General features: G+C 71.4%; 25 protein-coding genes and 1 pseudogene. 21 read left to right on the top strand and 5 right to left on the bottom strand.

Features of this window, described 5'->3' with window-relative positions:
- Positions 1-245: 245 nt before the first annotated feature.
- The 4 genes from ybaK to FPZ41_RS31855 form a co-directional block, all read right to left on the bottom strand.
- A complete protein-coding gene (ybaK, locus tag FPZ41_RS31870) occupies positions 246-761 on the bottom strand; it encodes a Cys-tRNA(Pro) deacylase (protein WP_152867086.1) in 516 nt (171 codons plus the stop codon).
- Positions 762-792: 31 nt separating this feature from the next.
- Positions 793-1,533 (bottom strand): LON peptidase substrate-binding domain-containing protein, encoded by a 741-nt coding sequence (locus FPZ41_RS31865; protein WP_322620976.1) that lies wholly within the window; start codon positions 1,531-1,533, stop codon positions 793-795.
- A gap of 11 nt (positions 1,534-1,544) precedes the next feature.
- Positions 1,545-2,069, bottom strand: coding sequence for a hypothetical protein (locus tag FPZ41_RS31860; protein WP_152867085.1), 525 nt, complete (start codon positions 2,067-2,069; stop codon positions 1,545-1,547).
- Between the two features lie 125 nt (positions 2,070-2,194).
- Positions 2,195-3,775 (bottom strand): oxidoreductase, encoded by a 1,581-nt coding sequence (locus tag FPZ41_RS31855; RefSeq protein WP_322620975.1) that lies wholly within the window; start codon positions 3,773-3,775, stop codon positions 2,195-2,197.
- Positions 3,776-4,000: 225 nt separating this feature from the next.
- Here FPZ41_RS31855 and hisD point away from each other — a divergent pair, with 225 nt between their 5' ends.
- The 10 genes from hisD (at position 4,001) to FPZ41_RS31810 (ending at position 11,842) form a co-directional block, all read left to right on the top strand.
- A complete protein-coding gene (hisD, locus tag FPZ41_RS31850; RefSeq protein WP_152867091.1) occupies positions 4,001-5,323 on the top strand; it encodes a histidinol dehydrogenase in 1,323 nt (440 codons plus the stop codon).
- Positions 5,320-6,474 carry a histidinol-phosphate transaminase gene (locus FPZ41_RS31845; protein WP_322620974.1) on the top strand — a complete coding sequence of 385 codons (1,155 nt, stop codon included), beginning with the start codon at positions 5,320-5,322 and terminating at the stop codon, positions 6,472-6,474. The genes hisD and FPZ41_RS31845 overlap by 4 nt, the downstream gene beginning before the upstream one ends.
- Positions 6,471-7,073, top strand: a complete 603-nt coding sequence (hisB, locus tag FPZ41_RS31840) for an imidazoleglycerol-phosphate dehydratase HisB (protein WP_131567417.1) — start codon at positions 6,471-6,473, stop codon at positions 7,071-7,073. The genes FPZ41_RS31845 and hisB overlap by 4 nt, the downstream gene beginning before the upstream one ends.
- A gap of 3 nt (positions 7,074-7,076) precedes the next feature.
- The gene (locus tag FPZ41_RS47390) at positions 7,077-7,241 is read left to right on the top strand and encodes a hypothetical protein (RefSeq protein ID WP_165935107.1); all 165 of its coding nucleotides are present in this window, start codon (positions 7,077-7,079) and stop codon (positions 7,239-7,241) included.
- Entirely contained in the window at positions 7,238-7,882 is a 645-nt protein-coding gene (hisH, locus tag FPZ41_RS31835) for an imidazole glycerol phosphate synthase subunit HisH (protein WP_152867084.1), read from the top strand. Before FPZ41_RS47390 ends, hisH begins: the two co-directional genes overlap by 4 nt.
- Positions 7,883-7,885: 3 nt before the next feature.
- Positions 7,886-8,608 (top strand): bifunctional 1-(5-phosphoribosyl)-5-((5-phosphoribosylamino)methylideneamino)imidazole-4-carboxamide isomerase/phosphoribosylanthranilate isomerase PriA, encoded by a 723-nt coding sequence (gene priA / locus FPZ41_RS31830; RefSeq protein ID WP_152867083.1) that lies wholly within the window; start codon positions 7,886-7,888, stop codon positions 8,606-8,608.
- A 49-nt stretch (positions 8,609-8,657) separates the two neighbouring features.
- Complete coding sequence (locus tag FPZ41_RS31825; protein WP_152867082.1) at positions 8,658-9,089, top strand: RidA family protein; 432 nt, start codon at positions 8,658-8,660, stop codon at positions 9,087-9,089.
- 4 nt (positions 9,090-9,093) lie between these two features.
- Positions 9,094-9,849 (top strand): imidazole glycerol phosphate synthase subunit HisF, encoded by a 756-nt coding sequence (hisF, locus tag FPZ41_RS31820; protein ID WP_152867081.1) that lies wholly within the window; start codon positions 9,094-9,096, stop codon positions 9,847-9,849.
- A gap of 137 nt (positions 9,850-9,986) precedes the next feature.
- Positions 9,987-10,577, top strand: coding sequence for an ArsR/SmtB family transcription factor (locus FPZ41_RS31815; protein ID WP_152867080.1), 591 nt, complete (start codon positions 9,987-9,989; stop codon positions 10,575-10,577).
- A gap of 14 nt (positions 10,578-10,591) precedes the next feature.
- Positions 10,592-11,842 (top strand): MFS transporter, encoded by a 1,251-nt coding sequence (locus tag FPZ41_RS31810; RefSeq protein WP_322620973.1) that lies wholly within the window; start codon positions 10,592-10,594, stop codon positions 11,840-11,842.
- A 4-nt stretch (positions 11,843-11,846) separates the two neighbouring features.
- On the opposite strand, the gene FPZ41_RS31805 is transcribed toward FPZ41_RS31810, so the two are convergent.
- A complete protein-coding gene (locus tag FPZ41_RS31805; protein WP_131567402.1) occupies positions 11,847-12,482 on the bottom strand; it encodes a TIGR03085 family metal-binding protein in 636 nt (211 codons plus the stop codon).
- Between the two features lie 133 nt (positions 12,483-12,615).
- Here FPZ41_RS31805 and hisI point away from each other — a divergent pair, with 133 nt between their 5' ends.
- From hisI to lgt, 11 genes and pseudogenes are all read left to right on the top strand, one after another.
- Positions 12,616-13,035 carry a phosphoribosyl-AMP cyclohydrolase gene (gene hisI / locus FPZ41_RS31800; protein WP_152867078.1) on the top strand — a complete coding sequence of 140 codons (420 nt, stop codon included), beginning with the start codon at positions 12,616-12,618 and terminating at the stop codon, positions 13,033-13,035.
- 11 nt (positions 13,036-13,046) lie between these two features.
- Positions 13,047-14,540, top strand: coding sequence for an anthranilate synthase component I (locus FPZ41_RS31795; protein WP_152867077.1), 1,494 nt, complete (start codon positions 13,047-13,049; stop codon positions 14,538-14,540).
- Between the two features lie 36 nt (positions 14,541-14,576).
- Positions 14,577-15,212, top strand: a complete 636-nt coding sequence (locus FPZ41_RS31790) for a TIGR02234 family membrane protein (RefSeq protein WP_322620977.1) — start codon at positions 14,577-14,579, stop codon at positions 15,210-15,212.
- A 134-nt stretch (positions 15,213-15,346) separates the two neighbouring features.
- Complete coding sequence (locus FPZ41_RS31785) at positions 15,347-15,607, top strand: HGxxPAAW family protein (RefSeq protein WP_152867076.1); 261 nt, start codon at positions 15,347-15,349, stop codon at positions 15,605-15,607.
- A 107-nt stretch (positions 15,608-15,714) separates the two neighbouring features.
- Complete coding sequence (locus FPZ41_RS31780; RefSeq protein WP_152867075.1) at positions 15,715-16,176, top strand: DUF2752 domain-containing protein; 462 nt, start codon at positions 15,715-15,717, stop codon at positions 16,174-16,176.
- Positions 16,177-16,322: 146 nt separating this feature from the next.
- Positions 16,323-17,132: an indole-3-glycerol phosphate synthase TrpC gene (trpC, locus tag FPZ41_RS31775; RefSeq protein WP_322620972.1), complete on the top strand. Its 810-nt coding sequence runs from the start codon at positions 16,323-16,325 to the stop codon at positions 17,130-17,132.
- 8 nt (positions 17,133-17,140) lie between these two features.
- Positions 17,141-17,395: a tryptophan biosynthesis modulator TrpM gene (gene trpM, locus FPZ41_RS49990; protein WP_398639307.1), complete on the top strand. Its 255-nt coding sequence runs from the start codon at positions 17,141-17,143 to the stop codon at positions 17,393-17,395.
- Positions 17,396-17,590: 195 nt separating this feature from the next.
- Positions 17,591-18,877 carry a tryptophan synthase subunit beta gene (gene trpB / locus FPZ41_RS31765; RefSeq protein ID WP_152867073.1) on the top strand — a complete coding sequence of 429 codons (1,287 nt, stop codon included), beginning with the start codon at positions 17,591-17,593 and terminating at the stop codon, positions 18,875-18,877.
- Entirely contained in the window at positions 18,874-19,689 is an 816-nt protein-coding gene (trpA, locus tag FPZ41_RS31760; RefSeq protein ID WP_322620971.1) for a tryptophan synthase subunit alpha, read from the top strand. The genes trpB and trpA overlap by 4 nt, the downstream gene beginning before the upstream one ends.
- 151 nt (positions 19,690-19,840) lie before the next feature.
- On the top strand, positions 19,841-20,617 hold the full coding sequence (locus FPZ41_RS31755; RefSeq protein ID WP_322620970.1) for a DsbA family protein: 777 nt from the start codon (positions 19,841-19,843) through the stop codon (positions 20,615-20,617).
- 96 nt (positions 20,618-20,713) lie between these two features.
- A pseudogene (lgt, locus tag FPZ41_RS31750) lies at positions 20,714-21,545 on the top strand (prolipoprotein diacylglyceryl transferase); the annotation flags it as partial.
- Between the last annotated feature and the right edge of the window lie 273 nt (positions 21,546-21,818).

Here is a 21,818-nt window from a genome sequence, read left to right as displayed (position 1 = left end):
CGGGTGGGTGGGTGTTCTTGTCGGCCTGAACGGCCTCGTCCTCAAACGCCGGACGGGCCGAATACGGGTCCGAGCTCCGCCGCAGCGGGCTCGTGGGGTTGGAGGGGCGGAGCCCCTGGGGATGGTTGGTTATGCGGGGCGGCGGCCGTGGTTCGAGCGGCCCTTTTTGGTGCGCCACCTGCGTTTGCGGGTTCTCTTCGACATGTCCTTCGTAGTTACCGGAGGACGGGAGAGCCGTCGAGGGGTCACGCACGGGCGATGGGCGCCGAGACCGCTTCCATCAGGTGGAGGAGGTCCTGGGGGGACAGTTCGACCTCCAGGCCGCGGCGGCCGGCCGAGACGCAGATCGTGGCGTGGGCGGCGGCCGACGCGTCCAGGACCGTGCGGAGTCTCCTGCGCTGGCCGAGCGGGGAGATGCCGCCGCGGACGTAGCCCGTGGTGCGTTCCGCGAGGGTCGGATCCGCCATGGCCGCGCGTTTGCCTCCCACGGCCGAGGCGAGGGCCTTCAGGTCGAGGGAGCCGGCCACCGGGACCACGGCGACGACCAGCGTGCCGTCCACGTCCGCCACCAGGGTCTTGAAGACGCGGTCAGGGGAGACGCCCATCGCCTCCGCCGCCTCCTCGCCGTAGGAGGGGTGGGAGGGGTCGTGCTCGTAGGAGTGGACGGTGAAGTCCACTCCCGCTGTCGTCAGCGCCACCGTTGCGGGGGTGCCGCCCGACTGCTGCGGTTGCTTCTTCTGCTTCTTCTGCTTCTTCGCCAAGGTCCCGTGCCCTTAGATCAGTCGAGGCTCGTCAGTTCAGGCTCGTCGGGCCGCGCGTCAGTTCCGCCGCCGGCAACGACGGCAGACTACGGATGATCGCCGTCTCCGCGCGCAGGAGTTTCAGTTCGTCGCGCAGGCGCGAGGCGATGTCCGGGGCCTGGAGGAGACGCTGTTTGGACGGGGTGTCGAGCATCATGGCCGCGGCGACCAGGTACGAGACCACCGCCGGCTCGTCCGGGAGGTCCGCGCCCGTCGACAGTGAGCGTTCGCGTGCTCCCGCCAGGCGCTTCTGGTACTGGCGGAAGGCACGCAGGACGCCCTCCGCCAGCGCTCCCGCCTCGTCTCCCCGTTCCTCCGGCAGCTCCTCCAACTCGGCCGTCAGGAACTGGCCCGACGCGTCCACGGAGAGCAGCCGCACGCGGGTCGTCCCTGTCGCCAGCACCTCGAACGTGCCGTTGTCGCGCTCCCGGATCGTCGCCGCGTCCGCGATGCACCCCACGGAGTGGAACGCGCCCATCGGATCGTCGCCGAAGCCCGCCGTCGGGCCGCGCTCGGGCAGAGCCGTCTGGTCCGGCATGCCCGGCGCGCTCGGCGCGACCTCGTGGCCGTCGCGGATGGCGACGACGGCGAACCGGCGCGGTTCGGACTCGGGGGTCTTCAGCAGCTCGCGCATCATGGCGCGATAGCGCTCCTCGAAGATGTTCAACGGGAGCACGAGCCCGGGGAACAGCACCGAGTTCAGCGGAAAGAGCGGGAGCCGGACGGTGGTCACGACGTAAGAGCCTAATGGTCGTCGGGGCGGGTGGGGTCTGTGTGCTCACTCCTTGGGCACGGAGCGGCAGCGGACCGTGAGCGCAGCGGGATGCCGGACGCGACCTCCAGCCGTACGCCGTACCGCAGTTCGAGGAACTGGCAGAGCGGATCGTCAGACATCCGGTCCCAGGTGAACGAGGTGGCGTACGGGCCGATCATGCGGGGCTGTGCGACAGTGTCCTGCCGGAGAAGGCCGCCCCGCGCGTGGTCGAGGGCGATCCGCCAGGGCACCGGATCGCGTGGCTCGGACTCCGCGGCCGCGGAGATCAACGGGCGTGCATCGCGCAGGAGTTCACCGCGAGCGGGGGACCCCCAGCCGCGGGTCACCGCCGGTTCGGGAGCGTACTCGCCGCGGCCGGTCGCCACGAGGACGGGTGCGAGCCGCTCGTCGGGGGCGTCGAGCAGCACATCGTCGTCGGCGGGCAGGCCGGCGGCGAGGTGCGGGGTGTTCCGGATCATCCGCGCCGTGCGGAGGAACGCGCGCACTGAAGCCATGGTGAGGTCATTGAAGACCCGCAGGTCGCAGGCGCGCCAGAGGGACTTCGCAAGAGCCTTTCGGTTGTACGGCGGGCGGTCGAGGTCCGGCAAAAAAGCCGTGCTCCGCTCCCGTCCCGGATGCGTCAGTTCCGGCTCAGGAGTCGCGTCGCCCCTGCCGCCACCGTCGTAGCCAGGACCCAGCCCAGCAGGATCACCGTCGCGGCCAGCCACTGCCAGCCGCCGCGCAGTTGCCAGTAGCCCACCTGCCCCAGGTCGACGACCGGCAGGAGCAGGTCCAGGGCGAACAGGGAGGCGTTCCACGGTGGGTGCTCGCCGTCCTTGATCGGCGGGTGGTCGGCGTGCGAGAAGGCGATCGACGTGGCCGCCCACAGCACGGCCATCCACACGGCGGCCCGGCCCGGCCGGTATCCGTAGGCGACCGTCCAGTCCTGCGCGTACCCCCACAGCTTGGCCGCCAGCGGCAGGTTCTCGCGACGGTGGCGCTGCTTGGCGAGCAGCACCTCGCGGGCGTCCTCGTCCTCTCCGCCGGCGCGCAGCACCGTGGCGAGCCGCTCGTACGGCTCCGGGTTGTACTCGGCGGTCGCGGCGGCCACCCACTGAAGCCGTCTGGCCAGCGGGAACGGGCCGCGCGGCACGAGGTTCTCGTACTGGAAGCCGCCCATCTGGAGGTTGCCCGGGCTCGGCCAACTGTCCGCCCGGTCCATCAGGTTGACGATCCGCGCCCCCGACAGGACCACCTTGCCGCGCTCCGGGCGCTCCCCGAGGAAGCGCAGCTCGGGCACCTGGACACGGCGCAGCGACAGCTCCTGCTCGTCGGTGAAGGTGAAGCGGGCCCCCTCCAGGTCGACCGCGTCGCCGAACCGCCCGTCGTCGAGGCGTATGCCGCCCTCGCAGGTGAACCGCTGCACCCTGGTGCCGCGCGCCGGTGTGGTCCCGCTGGTCAGGAGCGGATTGCCGACACCCGCAGGGGTCATGTAGAGGGTGCGCCCGACCGTCAGCTGAGGTGCGTTGAGAGCCAGGCGCGTGTACTGGTTGGTCAGTTGCGCGCCGCGCAGGCTCAGCGACACGCCGATGCTGGCGCCGCGCAGGCTCAGCTCGCCGTGCGATTCGAGTATCTCGGCCTGCAGGTCCTGCCCGACGGTCATGCCGTCCCCGGTGAGCGTGCGGCCGCGCCGGTCGCGGTAGAGCACGGCCTGGTTGAGCAGCAGATCCGTGCCTATGTGCGCGTCGGTCAGCCGCACCCCGTTGTGGAACCGGCAGCGCGGCAGATGCAGATCGCCCTCGGTGTGCACGCGGGCCGCCTCCAGCCGGGGCACCGAGCAGTCGAGCAGCCGCAGCGTGGTGAACCGCGCCTCCGGCAGCCGTATCTCCTTCTCGAACCGGCAGCCCTTCATCTCCACGTACGGCGCGACCGTGCCGCCCGCCAGATCGAGGGTGTCCTCGATCTGGACGCCCACGAGCTTCAGCGCCGACACCCGCCCCGCCAGCGCGGGCGGCCCGTCCAGCAGCAGCCAGCACACGATCCGCGCCCGCACGGTCCGCTCGGGCCCCCAGGGGTGGCCCCCGTGCGGATCGTCCACCACGGTGTCCCCGGCGCGCAGGTCGTACACGCTGCCGTTGCGGAAGGCCTGCCACATTCCGATCTCGGCGGCGGTCAGATCGTCCGGCAGGTCTCCGTCCCGGATGCCGGCACCCTCGGTCACGACTCTTCCTTCCTCCCCGTCTCTCGCAGGAACTCCCAGCCACCCATCGGTTTCGTACGTACGTCCAATGCCCGCTGAGTGACGCCCTGAACACAGGACGTGAAGGCGATCTTCCGAGTTCCCCCGACGGTGTGTATCAGACACGGTGTGTATCAGACACTGATACGGGCGGACGGCGCCCGACCGGGGTCTGAGAGAATTGTCCCCGTGCTGCAACATCTCTCGCTGGCCCGAATCGATCTGCGCGGCGATGCCCTCCCCAAGGGCCCCGCCCTGCGCGACCTGCTGCCCCGAGCCGACTTCGACGTCGCGGCCGCCCTGGAGAAGGTGCGGCCGATCGTCGAGGCCGTGCATCATCGCGGCGACGCGGCACTCATCGACTTCGCCGAGAAGTTCGACGGCGTACGCCTGGAGTCCGTACGGGTCCCGGCCGAGGCCCTTGACGACGCCCTGGAGCGGCTCGACCCGGCCGTGCGCGCGGCTCTGGAGGAGTCCATCCGCCGCGCCCGCATCGTCCACCGCGAGCAGCGCCGCGACAGCCACACCACCCAGGTCGTCCCCGGCGGCACGGTCACCGAGAGGTGGGTGCCGGTCGAGCGCGTCGGGCTGTACGCGCCGGGTGGCCGCTCGGTCTACCCGTCGTCCGTGATCATGAACGTGGTGCCCGCCCAGGAGGCCGGCGTCGGCTCCGTGGCCCTCGCCTCCCCGGCCCAGGCCGACTTCGGAGGGCTCCCGCACCCGACAATCCTCGCGGCCTGCGCGCTGCTCGGCGTCGACGAGGTGTACGCGGCCGGCGGCGCGACCGCGGTCGCGATGTTCGCGTACGGCACGGAGTCCTGCCCGCCCGCCAACATGGTCACCGGCCCCGGCAACATCTGGGTCGCCGCGGCCAAGCGGTACTTCACGGGCGTCATCGGCATCGACTCCGAGGCCGGTCCGACCGAGATCGCCGTCCTCGCGGACGAGACCGCCGACCCGGTGCACGTCGCCGCCGACCTGATCAGCCAGGCCGAGCACGACCCGCTGGCCGCCGCGGTCCTCGTCACCGACTCCGCGGAGCTCGCGGACGCGGTCGAGAAGGAGCTCGAGCCGCAGGTCGACGCCGCCAAGCACAGCGAGGACCGGATCCGCCCCGCCCTCGCGGGCCGGCAGTCCGCGATCGTGCTCGTCGACGGCATCGACGAGGGCCTCAGGGTCGTCAACGCGTACGGCGCCGAGCACCTGGAGATCCAGACCGCGGACGCCACGGCGGTCGCCGAACGGGTCGTGAACGCGGGCGCGATCTTCATCGGCCCCTGGGCGCCGGTGTCGCTCGGCGACTACGCGGCAGGCTCCAACCACGTCCTGCCCACCGGTGGGTGCGCCTGCCACTCCTCGGGCCTGTCCGTCCAGTCCTTTCTGCGCGGCATCCACGTCGTCGACTACACGAAGGACGCGCTGGCAGAGGTCGCGCATCACGTGGTGACGCTGGCGGAGGCGGAGGACCTGCCCGCGCACGGCGCGGCGATCAAGGCAAGGTTCGGGTGGAAGGTGCCGGAGAGCAAGTGACCGACGTACGTATCGACGATCTTCCCGTACGGGACGAGCTGCGCGGCAAGTCCCCCTACGGAGCGCCCCAACTGGACGTCCCCGTACGGCTGAACACCAACGAGAACCCCTACCCGCTGCCCGAGCCGCTTGTCGAGCGGATCACCGAGCGGGTGCGCGAGGCGGCCCGGCACCTCAACCGCTACCCGGACCGGGACGTGGTGGAGCTGCGCACCGAGCTCGCCAGGTACCTGACGAAGACGGGCCAGTACCCGCTCGGCCCGGAGAACGTCTGGGCGGCCAACGGCTCCAACGAGGTCATCCAGCAACTGCTCCAGACCTTCGGCGGGCCCGGCCGCACGGCGATCGGCTTCGAGCCCTCGTACTCCATGCACGCGCTCATCTCCCGCGGCACGGGCACGGGCTGGGTCTCCGGCCCCCGGGGCGACGACTTCACCGTCGACCTCGCCGCCGCCGAGAAGGTCATCGCCGAGCTCCGGCCGGACGTCGTCTTCATCACCACCCCCAACAACCCCACGGGCAACGCGGTCCCGCCCGAAACGGTCCTCGCCCTGTACGAGGCCGCGCAGGCGGCGAAGGCGGAGACCGCCGGGGCGATGGTGGTGGTCGACGAGGCATACGTCGAGTTCAGCCACGGCGACTCGCTGCTGCCGCTGCTCGAAGGCCGCCCGCACCTTGTGATCTCCCGGACGATGTCCAAGGCGTTCGGCGCGGCCGGCCTGCGCCTCGGCTACCTCGCCGCGCACCCCGCGGTCGTGGACGCCGTCCAGCTCGTACGGCTGCCGTACCACCTGTCGGCCGTCACACAGGCCACCGCCCTGGCAGCGCTGGAGCACACCGACACGCTGCTGAAGTACGTGGACCAGCTGAAGTCCGAGCGGGACCGGCTGGTCGCGGAACTGCGCGCGATCGGCTACGAGGTCACCGAGTCGGACGCAAACTTCGTGCAGTTCGGGCGGTTCCCCGATGCCCACGCGGCCTGGCAGAGGATCCTCGACCGGGGCGTCCTGGTGCGGGACAACGGCGTACCGGGATGGCTGCGGGTGACCGCGGGAACCCCGGCCGAGAACGACGCGTTCCTCGACGCGGTACGTGAACACTTGAGCTTTGTGGGGGACACCCCCACACCCCCGAAGGAGCAGAGCGCATGACTCGCGAGGGCCGCCTCGGAAGAATCGAACGGACCACGAAGGAGACCTCCGTCCTCGTCGAGATCGACCTGGACGGCACCGGCAGGACGGAGATCTCCACCGGGGTCGGCTTCTACGACCACATGCTCGACCAGCTCGGCCGGCACGGTCTTTTCGACCTGACCGTGAAGACCGAGGGCGATCTGCACATCGACTCGCACCACACCATCGAGGACACCGCCCTCGCACTGGGCGCCGCCTTCAAGCAGGCTCTCGGCGACAAGGTGGGCATCTACCGCTTCGGTAACTGCACGGTGCCGCTCGACGAGTCCCTCGCCCAGGTGACCGTCGACCTCTCCGGCCGCCCGTACCTCGTGCACACCGAGCCCGAGAACATGGCGCCGATGATCGGCGAGTACGACACGACGATGACTCGGCACATCCTGGAGTCCTTCGTCGCCCAGGCCCAGATCGCGCTGCACGTGCACGTGCCGTACGGGCGCAACGCGCACCACATCGTCGAGTGCCAGTTCAAGGCGCTGGCGCGGGCCCTGAGGTACGCGAGCGAGCGCGACCCGCGCGCCGCCGGAATTCTTCCCTCCACGAAGGGCGCGCTGTAAGCCATGAGCGGTCTGTCCACCGTCCTGATCGTCGTCGGGCTCTTCCTGCTCGGTGGCGTCTACTCCTTCGTCAAGCAGAAGATGCCCAAGGGGCTCATCGTGCTGCTCTCGATAGGCGCCGGGATGTGTCTCGTCGCCGGCGTCCTGAGGCTGGAGGTGTGGAATTGAGCAGTCCGGCAAAGCGCGTGGTCGTCTTCGACTACGGCTTCGGCAACGTCCGTTCCGCCGAACGTGCCCTCGCGCGCGTGGGAGCCGACGTCGAGATCACGCGCGACTACGACAGGGCCATGAACGCGGACGGCCTGCTGGTGCCGGGCGTCGGCGCGTTCGCCGCCTGTATGAAGGGCCTCACCGAGGCACGCGGCGACTGGATCGTCGACCGCCGGCTGTCCGGCGGCCGCCCGGTGATGGGCATCTGCGTCGGCATGCAGATCCTGTTCGCCCGCGGCATCGAGCACGGCGTGGAGACCGACGGCCTCGACGAGTGGCCCGGCTCGGTCGAGCCGCTCCAGGCCGACATCGTGCCCCACATGGGCTGGAACACCGTCGAGGCCCCCGCCGACTCCGAGCTCTTCGCCGGCCTGGACGCGGACGCGCGCTTCTACTTCGTGCACTCCTACGCCGTCCACCACTGGAACCTGGAGATCCACAACCCCGCCATGCGGGCCCCCAAGGTCACCTGGTCCACGCACGGCAAGCCCTTCGTGGCGGCCGTGGAGAACGGCGCCCTGTGGGCCACGCAGTTCCACCCCGAGAAGTCCGGCGACGCCGGAGCACAGCTGCTCACCAACTGGATCGGAACCCTGTAGACCATGGCCAAGCTCGAACTCCTCCCCGCCGTCGACGTCCGCGACGGCCAGGCCGTCCGCCTCGTGCACGGCGAGTCCGGCACGGAGACCTCGTACGGCTCCCCGCTGGAGGCCGCCCTCGCCTGGCAGCGGTCGGGTGCCGAATGGCTGCACCTGGTCGACCTGGACGCCGCGTTCGGCACGGGTGACAACCGGGAGCTGATCGCCGAGGTCACCGGGGCGATGGACATCAAGGTGGAGCTGTCCGGCGGTATCCGCGACGACGCCTCCCTGGCGGCCGCCCTGGCCACCGGCTGCACCCGGGTGAACCTGGGCACGGCGGCCCTGGAGACCCCCGAGTGGGTCGCCAAGATCATCGCCGAGCACGGTGACAAGATCGCGGTGGGCCTGGACGTCCGGGGCACCACGCTCCGCGGCCGCGGCTGGACCCGCGACGGCGGCGACCTGTACGAGACGCTGGAGCGCCTCAACAAGGAGGGCTGCGCCCGCTACGTCGTCACCGACATCGCCAAGGACGGCACCCTCCAGGGCCCCAACCTGGAGCTCCTGAAGAACGTGTGCGCGGCGACGGACCGCCCCGTGGTGGCGTCGGGCGGCGTGTCGTCGCTGGACGACCTCCGGGCGATCTCCGGCCTCGTCCCCCTCGGTGTCGAGGGCGCCATCGTCGGGAAGGCCCTGTACGCGAAGGCGTTCACCCTCGAAGAGGCCCTGGAGACCGTGTCATGAATGTCGTCATGAACGTCGTCATGAATGTCCTGACAGTGGATGCGGTGTCATGACGTCGGATGCCGTGCGGCGCGTGCAGAGCGGGAGCCCCTGGGAGGAGTCCATCGGTTTCGCACGCGCCGTCGCGGCGGGCGACCGCGTGCTGGTGGCGGGCACGACGGCCTTCAAGGGCAGCGTGCTGTACGGGGAGGGCGACCCGTACGAGCAGGCCAGGGTGGCCTTCGCCAGTGCGGTCGAGGCGATCGGCGAGTTCGGGCTCGGCATCGAGTCCGTGATCCGCACCCGGATGTACCTGGCGCATCTGCGGGACGTCGACGAGGTGGGGCGGGCCCACAAGGAACTGTTCGACTCCGTGCGCCCGGCCGCGACCCTGCTGGTCGTGGAGGGCTTCGTCGATCCGCGCATCCTGGTCGAAGTAGAAATAGAAGCTTTCAGAGGCCAGAAGCCTTCTGAGGCTAGAGGCATGCAAAGGGAGCCGTGAATTCATGACCCTGGCGGTCCGAGTCATCCCCTGCCTGGACGTGGACAACGGCCGGGTCGTCAAGGGTGTCAACTTCCAGAACCTGCGCGACGCGGGCGACCCCGTCGAGATGGCCAAGGTGTACGACGCCGAGGGCGCCGACGAGCTGACGTTCCTGGACATCACCGCGTCCTCCGGCAACCGCGAGACCACGTACGACGTGGTGCGCCGCACCGCCGAGCAGGTCTTCATCCCGCTGACCGTGGGCGGCGGCGTGCGCACGGCCGAGGACGTCGACAAGCTGCTGCGGGCGGGCGCCGACAAGGTGGGCGTGAACACGGCCGCCATCGCCCGCCCGGAGCTGATCCGCGAGATCGCCGAGCGCTTCGGCCGTCAGGTCCTGGTCCTGTCGGTCGACGCGCGCCGCACGGAGAGCGGGTCCTTCGAGGTCACCACCCACGGCGGCCGCAAGGGCACCGGCATCGACGCCGTCGAGTGGGCCCACCGCGCCGCCGAGCTGGGCGCGGGCGAGATCCTTCTCAACTCGATGGACGCGGACGGCACGAAGGACGGCTACGACCTGGAGATGATCTCGGCGGTGCGCAAGCACGTCACGATCCCCGTCATCGCCTCGGGCGGCGCGGGCAGGCTCACGGACTTCCCGCCCGCCATCGTCGCGGGCGCGGACGCCGTGCTGGCCGCGTCGGTCTTCCACTTCGGGGACCTGCGGATCGGTCAGGTGAAGCAGACACTGCGGGAGGCGGGTCACCCGGTGAGGTGATGTCGCGCTCCGTGAGCTGAGCCCAGCCCTGCTCGAAAGCCCCGGTCGTCCGGCCGGGGCTTTCTTCCCGGCAGATGCAAAAGGAAAGTTGCGCAAAACATATTGCGCAACTTTTCTTTCGTACCTAGCGTGGGGACATGGCCGAGAAGGAGCGGGACCGCCGCATCACCGATCTGGGCACGCTCAAGGCGCTCGCCCACCCCCTGCGGATGAAGCTCATGCGCGGGCTGTCCATCGCACGCGTCGCGACGGCGTCCCAGCTGGCCGAGCAGGTCGACGAGGCCGTCTCGCTGGTCAGCTACCACCTGCGCAAGCTCGCCGAGCACGGGCTCATCGAGGAGGCCGAGCCGCAGAGCACGGACGGCCGGGAGCGCTGGTGGCAGCCCGCCTCGGAAGGGGTGAGCATCCGCGACGAGGACTTCCGCGACGCCCCCGAGAAGGCGGCCGCGCACACCGCGGCCAGCCGGCTCTTCTTCGAGCAGCGCGCCGACATGTACCGGCGCTTCCTCGGCGAACGCCCCCACTGGGGCGAGCGGTGGAACGCGGCCGCGGAGTCCTCCGAGGCGTCGCTGCGGCTGACGGCCGCCGAACTGGCCGAGCTGAACAAGGAGATGCTCGCCCTCGTCCGCAGGTACGACGAGCACGGCCGGGCCGCCGACGCCGCCGGTGACACCGAGGGCCGGGAGAACGTCGCGGTGCACACGTACGCCTTCCCGTTCCGGATCTGAGAGGACCCGCGCCCGTGCCCTCGGCCCCCACGACCGCCGCGCACGTCCCCGTCACCGACCGCCCGGCCCACCGCGACCCCAACGTCCTGCGCTGGCTCGGCGCGTACGCCTCGTCGGCGACCGGTGACAACGTCTACTACCTCGCCCTGTCCTGGGCCGCCGTCCAGGCCGGGACGCCCGCGCAAGCCGGTCTGGTCACCGCGCTGAGCGCCGTGCCGCGGGCCCTGTTGATGCTGGGCGGGGGAGTGATCGCCGACCGGTTCGGCCCCCGCAGGGTGCTGATCAGCAGCGACACCGTGCGCTGCGCGGTGGTCCTCGCCGTCGCCGGGCTGCTGCTCGCGGGCCGTCCGGGCCTGTGGCCGCTGGCCGCGCTGGCCCTCGTCTTCGGGGCGGTCGACGCCGTCATGATGCCCGCGCTCGGTGCCCTGCCGACCCGGATCACGGGACGCGGACAGCTCGCCCGGGTCCACGGCATGCGCGGACTCGTGGTCCGCCTCGCGAGCGTCGTCGGGGCCCCGCTCGGCGGCCTCGGCGTGGCGCTCGGCGGCTCGGCGGCGGCGTTCGGCCTGGCCGGGCTGCTGTTCGCGGCGTCCCTGCCGCTCCTGATCGCCCTACGCGTGGGGGAGGAGCCGGCGGAGGGCACGCGCGCGCGTGGCACCGCGTGGAGCGATCTGGCCGACGGGCTGCGCTACCTGCGCGGCCACCGCGTCCTGCGCTCGCTGATCGTCGTCATCGCGCTCAGCGACCTCGGTTTCGTCGGCCCGCTCAACATCGGCCTGACCCTCCTCGCCGACGAACGCGGCTGGGGAGCCGGGGGCGTCGGCTGGGTGCTCGCGGGCTTCGGTACCGGCGCCGGGGCGGTCTCGCTGCTGATCGGCGTCCGCGGACGAGTCCCGCGCGCGGGACTCGTCCTGTCGGTGTCCGGCGTCGCCAGTGCCGTCGCGATCGCCGCGCTGGCCTACGTGCCCCACGTCGCGGCGGCCGTCGCCGTGGCCCTCTCGATCGGCCTGATCTCCGGGCTGAACGGCGTGCTGTGCGGGGCGCTCCTCCAGGCCGGGTCCGACCGGGCCTACGTCGGCCGGGTCACCTCCGTGTCCACCTTCTTCAGCCTCGGGCTCGCACCGCTCACCTTCCCGCTGACGGGCGCCGCGATCGGCCTGTGGGGCACCGGCCCGGTGTTCACGGTCAGCGCGGCCGTGTGCGGCCTGGCCGGTGTGTACGGCCTCTGCTCCGGCCCGCTGCGCCGCGCGGAGCTGCCCCGCTGACCGCTCAGATCCCCAGCTGCTTCGTCTCGTGCAGCTTCGTGATCGCGTCCTTCTCGCCGTCCAGCTCGACGTCGGCCACCTGCTGCCGCCCGTACAGGAACAACAGCAGCTCCGACGGTTCGCCGGTCGCCGTGACCACCGGCGTGCCCCGGTGGGCGACCGCCGTCTGGCCATCCGGGCGGCGCAGCACGAGCCCGGTCGGGGCACTGCGGCCCATCAGCCGGGCGGTGCGCTCCATACGGGACCACAGGGCGTCCTGGAAGACCGGGTCCAGCTCGCGCGGCGTCCAGTCGGGCTGGGCGCGGCGCACGTCCTCGGTGTGGACGTAGAACTCGATCGTGTTCGAGGCCTCGTCGATCTGCTTCAGGGAGAAGGGCGAGAGACGCGGCGGGCCGGTGCGGATGAGCCGGATCAGCTCGTCGTACGGCTTCGCGGTGAACTCGGCCATCACCCGCTCCAGACGCGAAGCGAGCTGCTTGACGAGGATGCCACCGGCGGCGTCGGGGCGGCGCTCGCGCACCACCACGTGGGCGGCGAGGTCACGGGTGTTCCAGCCCTCGCAGAGGGTCGGGGCGTCCGGGCCCGATGCCTCCAACAGGTCGGCGAGGAGAAGTCGTTCACGCTTGGCATGGGTCGACATGCGGCAAGCCTACGACCGGGTGGCGCCTGAGCCCAGTGGAGACCGGCCCGGTGCGCCGCCGGGCGTCCCCCGAACCGGTCCGGCCTGTGGACAACCACGGGCGGTGTCGGCGGCGCGCGGCACAATGGCACCCATGACCAGCACGCCGTCCCCCAGCGGGCCCAACGGGCCCGGCAGCCTCGATCCCGGGATCGCCGCGCGCCTCAAGCGCAGCGCCGACGGGCTCGTCCCCGCGATCGCCCAGCAGTACGACACCGGGGAGGTGCTCATGTTGGGCTGGATGGACGACGAGGCGCTGCACCGCACGCTCACCACCGGCCGCTGCACGTACTGGTCGCGCAGCCGTCAGGAGTACTGGGTGAAGGGCGACACCTCCGGCCACTTCCAGTGGGTGAAGTCCGTGGCCCTGGACTGCGACGCCGACACCGTGCTGGTCAAGGTCGACCAGGTGGGCGCCGCCTGCCACACCGGCGCCCGCACCTGCTTCGAGGCCGATGTCCTGGGGGCCGTCGAAGGCGGCGCCGGTTCCGACGCACCGTCACTGGATCAGTAGGGTCGGCCGCCATGGACCTAGAGACGTTCCGCAAGCTGGCCACCGACCGCCGTGTCATCCCCGTCAGCCGCAAACTCCTCGCCGACGGCGACACCCCGGTTGCGCTCTACCGCAAGCTCGCCGCCGAGCGCCCCGGCACCTTCCTGCTGGAGTCCGCGGAGAACGGCCGCTCGTGGTCCCGGTACTCCTTCGTGGGCGTCCGTTCCGCCGGCACACTCACCGAGCGGGACGGCCAGGCGCACTGGCTGGGCACCCCACCCGTCGGCGTGCCCGTCGACGGTGACCCGCTCGTCGCCCTGCGCGCAACGATCCAGGCCCTGCACACGCCCCACGACCTCGCCTCGGGCCTGCCCCCCTTCACCGGCGGCATGGTCGGCTACCTCGGCTACGACATCGTGCGCCGCCTGGAGAAGATCGGCCCGGGTGAGCACGACGACCTCCAGCTCCCCGAGCTGACGATGCTGCTCACCAGCGACCTGGCCGTCCTCGACCACTGGGACGGCACGGTGCTGCTCATCGCCAACGCCATCAACCACAACGACCTGGACACGGGCGTGGACGAGGCGTACGCGGACGCGGTCGCCCGCCTCGACGCCATGCAGGCCGACCTCTCCCGCCCCGTCTCGGGGCCCGCGGCCGTGCTCCCGCCCTCCGAGCTCCCCGAGTACACCGCCCGCTGGGGCGGCCCCGACTTCCAGGAGGCCGTCGAGGACGTCAAGGAGCGCATCCGGGCCGGCGAGGCCTTCCAGGTGGTCCCCTCCCAGCGCTTCGAAACGCCGTGCACGGCAAGCGCGCTGGACGTCTACCGCGTCCTGCGGGCGACCAACCCCTCCCCGTACATGTACCTGTTCCGCTTCGACGGCTTCGACGTCGTCGGCTCGTCCCCCGAGGCCCTGGTCAAGGTCGAGGACGGGCAGGCGATGGTGCACCCCATCGCGGGCACCCGGCACCGCGGCGCCACCCCGCAGGAGGACCAGGCCCTCGCCGACGAGCTGCTCGCCGACCCCAAGGAGCGCGCCGAGCACCTGATGCTCGTCGACCTGGGGCGCAACGACCTGGGCCGCGTGTGCGAGCCCGGCTCGGTCGAGGTCGTCGACTTCATGTCCATCGAGCGGTACTCGCACGTGATGCACATCGTGTCGACCGTCACCGGGCGGGTCGCGGAAGGCCGTACGGCCTTCGACGTGCTGACCGCCTGCTTCCCGGCCGGCACGCTCTCCGGAGCCCCCAAGCCGCGCGCGATGCAGATCATCGACGAGCTGGAGCCGGCCCGCCGCGGGCTGTACGGCGGCTGCGTCGGCTACCTCGACTTCGCCGGCGACTCCGACACCGCCATCGCCATCCGCACGGCCCTCCTCCGTGACGGCACCGCCTACGTCCAGGCGGGCGCCGGCATCGTCGCCGACTCGGACCCCGTCGCCGAGGACACCGAGTGCCGCAACAAGGCGGCGGCGGTGCTGCGCGCGGTGCACACGGCGAACCGGCTCGGTCAGCGGCGGGCGTGAACCCCGGGTGATGTGGCGCGCGGACGTCAGGCGATAGTGGAGTACGTGACCGCACTACCTCACCCCCGTTCCGAACCCGCACGCGTCCGTGCCGGGCGACGAAGTCTCGGCGTCGCGCTGCTGTGCGGCGCGCTCGGCGCGGCCGTGGCACTGCTCGCCTCCCGGCAGCGCTGGTCGGAGGCCACCGCCTCGGTCGCGGGCGGCGACTTCCCGCTGACCGCCAAGGGCAGCGAGGTCACCGGCGTCCCCGCGGCCCTCGCCATAGTGGGCCTCGCCGCGCTCGTCGCCGTGTTCGCCGTACGCAGGGCCGGGCGCGTCCTGGTCGCGGCGCTGCTCGCGCTCTCCGGCGCGGGCACCGTCGCCACGGCCGTGCTGGGCGCCTCCGACAGCTCCGCGCTCGACGAGAAGGCCGCACAGGCCTCCGGCGACACCTCCGCCACCGTCGACGCGCTCAGCCACACCGCCTGGCCCTACGCCGCGGCCGTGGGCGGCGTACTGATCCTGCTCGCCGGGCTGATCGCCCTGCGGTACGGGACACTCTGGCCCGCGATGTCCGGCCGTTACGAGCGTGACGGGACGCCCCGGCCGCGCAAGGCGAAGCCCGTGGACCCGGACCGTCCCGAGGACCTGTGGAAGGCCCTCGACCGGGGCGAGGACCCGACGGGCGCATAGGGTGCCTTCGGCGCTCCGGCGTTCGCTGACGCCCCGAGGAGAGACCCCCGCTCAGGGTGTTCGCGCGCGTACGGGACAATGGACGGCGAGCGTCCGACTCACACACGCATCGCTTACAGCAACGAGGAGCAAGCATGGCGGGCAGCAGCCACGGTCACACCCCGGCCGCCTGGACCGGTGTCATCATCGCAATCATCGGTTTCTGCGTCGCGGGCGCCTTCATGGTGATGGCCAACCCGCTGGGCTTCTGGGCCGGCATGGTGATCACGGTCCTCGGCGGTGTCGTCGGCGCCATCATGCGCTCGATGGGCCTGGGCCAGTCGAAGCCGGCACAGCCCGTTCAGGTCGTCGCGAAGCCCGAGGCGGCGCGCGAGCCGGCTGGCGCCGAGAGCTGAGCCCGCACGGCGGTCTCGTACCCGTACGGCTCCGGGAGGGGCGGACCCGGCGTGCACAAGCGCCGGATCCGCCCCTCCCGCGCGCCGGGCGGCCCGCGCCGGGCAGAATGCGTGGTGTGAACGCCGACAGTCGCAGAGTGACCCCGTCGAGCGGCGCCCCCACGGGCGCGCGCTCCGTGCTGGGGCGTCTGGCCGTGCCGGCCGGGGTGCTCGCGGCCGTGGCCGGGGCCTTCGCGTACGTCGGGGCCGTGGACCCCAACGAGCCCGGGCACTACCCGGTCTGTCCGCTGCTCCGCCTCACCGGCCTGTACTGCCCGGGCTGCGGCGGCCTGCGCGCGGCGCACGCGTTCGCGCACGGGGACATCGCAACGGCACTCACCGACAACGCGCTGGCCGTGCTGGGCTTTCTGGCGTTCGCGGCGGGATGGACCATCTGGGTGGTCCGCACCGTGCGCGGGCGCCCGACGAAGATCGAAATGCCGTCGGTGGCGCTGTGGTCGCTGGGCGCGTTGACGCTGGTCTTCACCGTTGTCCGGAACCTGCCGTTCGGTGGCTGGCTGCATCCTTGATCACCTGGTGAACGTCCAGGTAGAGGGACCGGCGTCAACCGGATGCGAGGCCTACGCCCTCCTGCGGATACCATCGCAGTGACCCCGAACAGCTTGAACTGCTCGAACCGCTTCAACCGCCCACCGTCAGGAAGGGGGCCGCTCGCGTGAGTGTGCTCGACGAGATCATCGACGGAGTCCGTGCCGACCTCGCGGAGCGGCAGGCGCGCGTCAGCCTCGACGAGCTCAAGGAACGCGTGGTGAAGGCCCCGGCGGCCAAGGACGGCGTGGCCGCGCTGCGCGGTGACGGCGTGAAGGTGATCTGCGAGGTCAAGCGCTCCAGCCCCTCCAAGGGCGCGCTGGCCGCGATCGCCGACCCGGCGGGTCTGGCCGCCGACTACGAGGCGGGCGGCGCGGCGGTCATCTCCGTCCTCACCGAGCAGCGTCGCTTCGGCGGCTCACTGGCGGACCTGGAGGCGGTCCGGGCCCGCGTCGACATCCCCGTCCTCCGCAAGGACTTCATCGTCACCTCGTACCAGCTGTGGGAGGCCCGGGCGTACGGCGCCGACCTGGCCCTGCTGATCGTCGCGGCCCTCGACCAGCCCGCCCTGGAGTCCCTCGTCGAGCGTGCCGTGTCCATCGGGCTCACACCGCTCGTCGAGGTGCACGACGAGGAGGAGATCGAGCGGGCGGTGGACGCGGGCGCGAAGGTGATCGGCGTCAACGCCCGCAACCTGAAGACCCTGGAGGTCGACCGCTCCACGTTCGAGCGGATCGCCCCCGAGATCCCCGACAGCATCGTCAAGATCGCCGAGTCCGGTGTCCGCGGCCCGCACGACCTCATCGCGTACGCCAACGCCGGCGCCGACGCCGTGCTCGTGGGCGAGTCCCTGGTGACCGGCCGCGACCCGAAGACGGCGGTGTCGGACCTCGTGGCCGCGGGCGCCCACCCCGCGCTGCGGCAGGGCAGGGGCTGACGCACAGCATGGCCGTCCGCCGCGCACCGGCCCGACGCCACCGGACGAGCCCGCGCTCGACCGGCGCCGTCGCCCTGGCCTGCGCACGCTCGGCCGGCCCATACGCCCGCCTGGCCCGCGGCTGTCGTCCGCGCGGCTGCCGGGCGCCCGCGCGGCGCGTCCACGGTCGCCGCGTCCGCTACGTCATCGGTGACGAGCCCGGCCAGGTCAACGGAATGCGATGGCCCGGGCCCGTACGCGCGTTCACTCTGCGGACGGGCTGAGCCGACGTCGGTCGGCCCGGGCATCCGAGCTCGCCCTCACCACCAGGAACCGGGTGACCGGCTCCACGTGGGCCGAGAGGGGCTGCTTCTCGCTGTCGTCGGCTCGTAACCGACCTCGACGGAGTGCGCGCGTACGTGGATACCGTGACCGTGTCCGACCTGTAACCGGGGCTCAAGCCCCTGCGAGGTAACCGCATGTCCAGCGAGTTCTTCATTCCCGACCCCGAGGGCCGGGTTCCCAGCGCCGAGGGGTACTTCGGCGCGTACGGCGGCAAGTTCATCCCGGAGGCGCTGGTCGCCGCCGTGGACGAGGTCGCCGTGGAGTACGACAAGGCGAAGGCCGATCCCGAGTTCGCCCGCGAGCTCGACGACCTGCTCGTGCACTACACCGGGCGGCCGAGCGCACTCACCGAGGTGCCGAGGTTCGCCGAACACGCCGGTGGCGCCCGTGTCTTCCTGAAGAGGGAAGACCTCAACCACACCGGATCCCACAAGATCAACAACGTACTCGGTCAGGCGCTGCTCACCCGGCGCATGGGCAAGACGCGCGTCATCGCCGAGACCGGCGCCGGACAGCACGGCGTGGCGACGGCGACCGCGTGCGCGCTGTTCGGGCTCGAATGCACCATCTACATGGGCGAGATCGACACCCAGCGGCAGGCCCTCAACGTGGCGCGCATGCGCATGCTCGGCGCCGAGGTCATCGCCGTGAAGTCCGGCAGCAGGACGCTCAAGGACGCCATCAACGAGGCCTTCCGCGACTGGGTCGCCAACGTCGATCACACCCACTACCTGTTCGGGACCGTCGCGGGACCCCACCCCTTCCCCGCCATGGTGCGTGACTTCCACCGCGTCATCGGCGTCGAGGCACGGCGCCAGCTGCTGGAGCGTGCCGGGCGCCTTCCCGATGCCGCCGTCGCCTGCGTGGGGGGCGGTTCCAACGCCATCGGGCTCTTCCACGCCTTCATCCCCGACACCTCCGTACGCCTCATCGGGTGCGAGCCCGCCGGGCACGGCGTCGAGACCGGGGAGCACGCCGCGACCCTGACCGCGGGTGAGCCCGGGATTCTGCACGGGTCGCGGTCGTACGTCCTGCAGGACGAGGAAGGGCAGATCACCGAGCCGTACTCGATCTCGGCCGGGCTGGACTACCCCGGCATCGGCCCCGAGCACTCCTACCTCAAGGACAGCGGCCGCGGCGAGTACCGCGCGGTCACCGACGACGCCGCGATGCAGGCGCTGCGCCTGCTGTCGCGCACCGAGGGGATCATCCCGGCCATCGAGAGCGCCCACGCGCTCGCCGGCGCCCTGGAGGTCGGCCGGGAGCTGGGCAAGGACGGGCTGATCGTCGTCAACCTGTCCGGCCGCGGCGACAAGGACATGGACACGGCCGCCCGGTACTTCGGCCTGTACGACACCGACGCCACCGTTGCCGCGGACGCCGACGGCGGCGCCGCCGAGATCGAGGGGGACGCCAAGTGAGCGGCAACGTCCAGCTGCTGAGTGACACCCTGGCGGCCGCCAGGGCCGAGGGGCGGTCCGCTCTCATCGCGTACCTCCCGGCCGGATTCCCGACCGTCGACGGGGGGATCGCCGCGATCAAGGCCGTCTTCGAGGGCGGTGCCGACGTCGTCGAGGTGGGCCTGCCGCACAGCGACCCCGTCCTCGACGGGCCAGTCATCCAGACCGCCGACGACATCGCCCTGCGGGGCGGCGTCAAGATCGCCGATGTCATGCGCACGGTCCGGGAGGCCTACGAGGCGACCGGGAAGCCGGTGCTCGTGATGACGTACTGGAATCCCATTGACCGGTACGGGGTGGAGCGCTTCACCGCCGAGCTCGCGGAGGCCGGAGGGGCCGGGTGCATCCTGCCCGACCTCCCCGTCCAGGAGTCGGCCCTCTGGAAGGAACACGCCGAGAAGCACGGGCTCGCCACGGTCTTCGTGGTCGCGCCCAGCAGCAAGGACGCCCGGCTCGCCGAGATCACCGCGGCGGGCTCGGGCTTCGTCTACGCGGCCTCGTTGATGGGCGTCACGGGAACCCGCGCGTCGGTGGGCGCGCAGGCGCAGGACCTGGTCCAGCGCACCAGGGCCACCACCGAGCTGCCCGTCTGTGTCGGGCTCGGTGTATCCAACGCCAGGCAGGCCGCCGAGGTCGCCGGCTTCGCCGACGGGGTGATCGTCGGCTCCGCCTTCGTGAAGCGGATGCTGGACGCCCCGGACGAGGCCGCCGGACTGGAAGCCGTACGGACCCTGGCGGGCGAGCTCGCCCAGGGCGTGCGCGGGGCGGCGTGACGGGCAGCACAAGGGACGGCGCGTGGGGCCGGTGTCGCACGTGGTCGTGACACGCGGCCGTTCGCGCACGTGACGGACAATCCGCTCACTCGAACGAGTGGACCTGGGGCCGGGGAGGCGCTCTGCGTCTCCCCGGTTCGTTCTGCCGGATGTGAGCGAGAAGAACCGTGACGGAAAGCGCACCGCCCGGGAGAGGCTGGCGGCGGAGCGAGAGAAGCAGAAGACCGCGGAGAGGCGCCGCCGCGTACTGATCGTGGGGGCCTCCGTGGTGGGCGTCCTGGGCCTGGCCGCGGGGATCGGCGCCCTCGCCGCGAACGCGAGCAAGGACGGCGTGGACGAAGCCTCGGGCCCGGTCGTGGGGCCCTCGGGAGCGCAGGGCAAGAACGGCCTGGTGATCCCCGTCGGCAAGGACGGCGCCAAGGCGACCCTCACGGTGTGGGAGGACTTCCGCTGCCCGGCGTGCAAGTCCTTCGAGGACACCTACCGCTCCACGATCCACCGGCTCACGGCCGCCGGAAAGCTCAAGGTCGAGTACCGCCTGGCGACGCTGATCGACGGGAACATGGGCGGCAGCGGTTCGAAGAACGCCGCCAACGCCGCCGCGTGCGCCCAGGACGCGGGCAAGTTCCCCGCGTACCACGACGTGCTGTACAAGAACCAGCCCCCTGAGACGGAGGACGCCTTCGCCAAGGACGCCAAGCTGGTCGAGCTGGCGAAGAAGGTCGACGGGCTGGACACGCCCGCCTTCCGCCGGTGCGTCGAGGACGGCACGCACAACGGCTGGGCCGTGAAGTCGAACGAGGCCTTCCAGAAGGGCGACTTCGGGGGCACCCCGACCGTGCTCCTCGACGGCAAGAACATCTACCAGGACCAGTCGTTGACCCCGGCGAAGCTGAAGCAGATGGTGGAGGCGAAGAACGGCGGGTGAGGCCCGTCCGCCGTGGTCTGACGGGGGTGGCGTTATGGAGCCGTAGCCGGGCGGGTTGCCGTGGTACCTGTCCGGCAGGGTAGCGTCGACCTTGCCATGGACCTTGTTGAGCTTGCCTTCATTCCGAGCCCGTCGCGCGGGGTGCTGTACCTGGGCCCCGTGCCGCTGCGCGGCTACGCGTTCTGCATCATCATCGGCGTCTTCGTGGCCGTCTGGCTCGGTAACAAACGCTGGGTCGCCCGCGGCGGGCGGGCCGGCACAGTGGCCGACATCGCGGTCTGGGCTGTTCCCTTCGGCCTCGTCGGCGGACGGCTGTACCACGTGATCACGGACTACGAGCTGTACTTCAGCGAGGGCCGTGACTGGGTGGACGCCTTCAAGGTGTGGGAGGGCGGTCTCGGCATCTGGGGCGCGATCGCGCTCGGAGCGGTGGGTGCGTGGATCGGCTGCCGCCGCCGGGGCATCCCGCTGCCCGCGTACGCCGATGCCGTCGCGCCCGGCATCGCCTTCGCGCAGGCGATCGGGCGGTGGGGCAACTGGTTCAACCAGGAGCTGTACGGGCGCCCCACGGATCTCCCCTGGGCCGTGAAGATCACGTCCTCGACGGACGGCCGGGTCCCGGGCACGTACCACCCGACCTTCCTCTACGAGTCCCTGTGGTGCATCGGCGTCGCGCTCCTGGTCATCTGGGCCGACCGCCGCTTCAAACTCGGGCACGGGCGGGCGTTCGCGCTCTACGTCGCGGCGTACTGCGTAGGCCGCTTCTGGATCGAGTACATGCGCGTCGACGACGCCCACCACATCCTCGGTCTGCGGCTCAACAACTGGACCGCGATGTTCGTCTTCCTGCTCGCGGTGGTCTACATCGTCCTTTCGGCGCGGATGCGGCCGGGGCGCGAGGAGATCGTGGAACCGGGTGCCTCCGACGGCGCTGACGGTGAGGCGGCGGGGACCGAGAAGAAGGCAGACGTCACGGAGCCGTCGGACAAGTCCGATGAGTCGAAGTCCGATGAGTCGAAGCCCGGCGAGTCCGAGTCCGAGTCCAAATCCAATGGGGAGCCTGAGAAGGCGGCCGTCGAGGAGCCCACGGGCAGCGAGCCCGAGAAGGAGCCCGAGACCGAGTCGGCCAAGAAGAGCTGACCTCGACGGTACGTACGTCTTAGGGGCGCCGCATCCACGTGGATGCGGCGCCCCTCACGTT

Source organism: Streptomyces acidicola (assembly GCF_009377235.1).
GTDB lineage: Bacteria > Actinomycetota > Actinomycetes > Streptomycetales > Streptomycetaceae > Streptomyces > Streptomyces acidicola.
This window is presented reverse-complemented; position numbering and strand designations above follow the sequence as displayed.

Coding starts and splice junctions, on each gene's coding strand:
- hisF (WP_152867081.1), top strand. CDS start 9,094: ATGACCCTGGCGGTCCGAGTCATCCCCTGCCTGGACGTGGACAACGGC.
- priA (WP_152867083.1), top strand. CDS start 7,886: ATGGCCAAGCTCGAACTCCTCCCCGCCGTCGACGTCCGCGACGGCCAG.
- FPZ41_RS47390 (WP_165935107.1), top strand. CDS start 7,077: ATGAGCGGTCTGTCCACCGTCCTGATCGTCGTCGGGCTCTTCCTGCTC.
- trpM (WP_398639307.1), top strand. CDS start 17,141: ATGGCCGTCCGCCGCGCACCGGCCCGACGCCACCGGACGAGCCCGCGC.
- FPZ41_RS31805 (WP_131567402.1), bottom strand. CDS start 12,482: ATGTCGACCCATGCCAAGCGTGAACGACTTCTCCTCGCCGACCTGTTG.
- hisB (WP_131567417.1), top strand. CDS start 6,471: ATGACTCGCGAGGGCCGCCTCGGAAGAATCGAACGGACCACGAAGGAG.
- FPZ41_RS31780 (WP_152867075.1), top strand. CDS start 15,715: ATGCGTGGTGTGAACGCCGACAGTCGCAGAGTGACCCCGTCGAGCGGC.
- FPZ41_RS31815 (WP_152867080.1), top strand. CDS start 9,987: ATGGCCGAGAAGGAGCGGGACCGCCGCATCACCGATCTGGGCACGCTC.
- FPZ41_RS31795 (WP_152867077.1), top strand. CDS start 13,047: ATGGACCTAGAGACGTTCCGCAAGCTGGCCACCGACCGCCGTGTCATC.
- FPZ41_RS31785 (WP_152867076.1), top strand. CDS start 15,347: ATGGCGGGCAGCAGCCACGGTCACACCCCGGCCGCCTGGACCGGTGTC.
- FPZ41_RS31825 (WP_152867082.1), top strand. CDS start 8,658: ATGACGTCGGATGCCGTGCGGCGCGTGCAGAGCGGGAGCCCCTGGGAG.
- trpB (WP_152867073.1), top strand. CDS start 17,591: ATGTCCAGCGAGTTCTTCATTCCCGACCCCGAGGGCCGGGTTCCCAGC.
- FPZ41_RS31860 (WP_152867085.1), bottom strand. CDS start 2,069: ATGGCTTCAGTGCGCGCGTTCCTCCGCACGGCGCGGATGATCCGGAAC.
- hisI (WP_152867078.1), top strand. CDS start 12,616: ATGACCAGCACGCCGTCCCCCAGCGGGCCCAACGGGCCCGGCAGCCTC.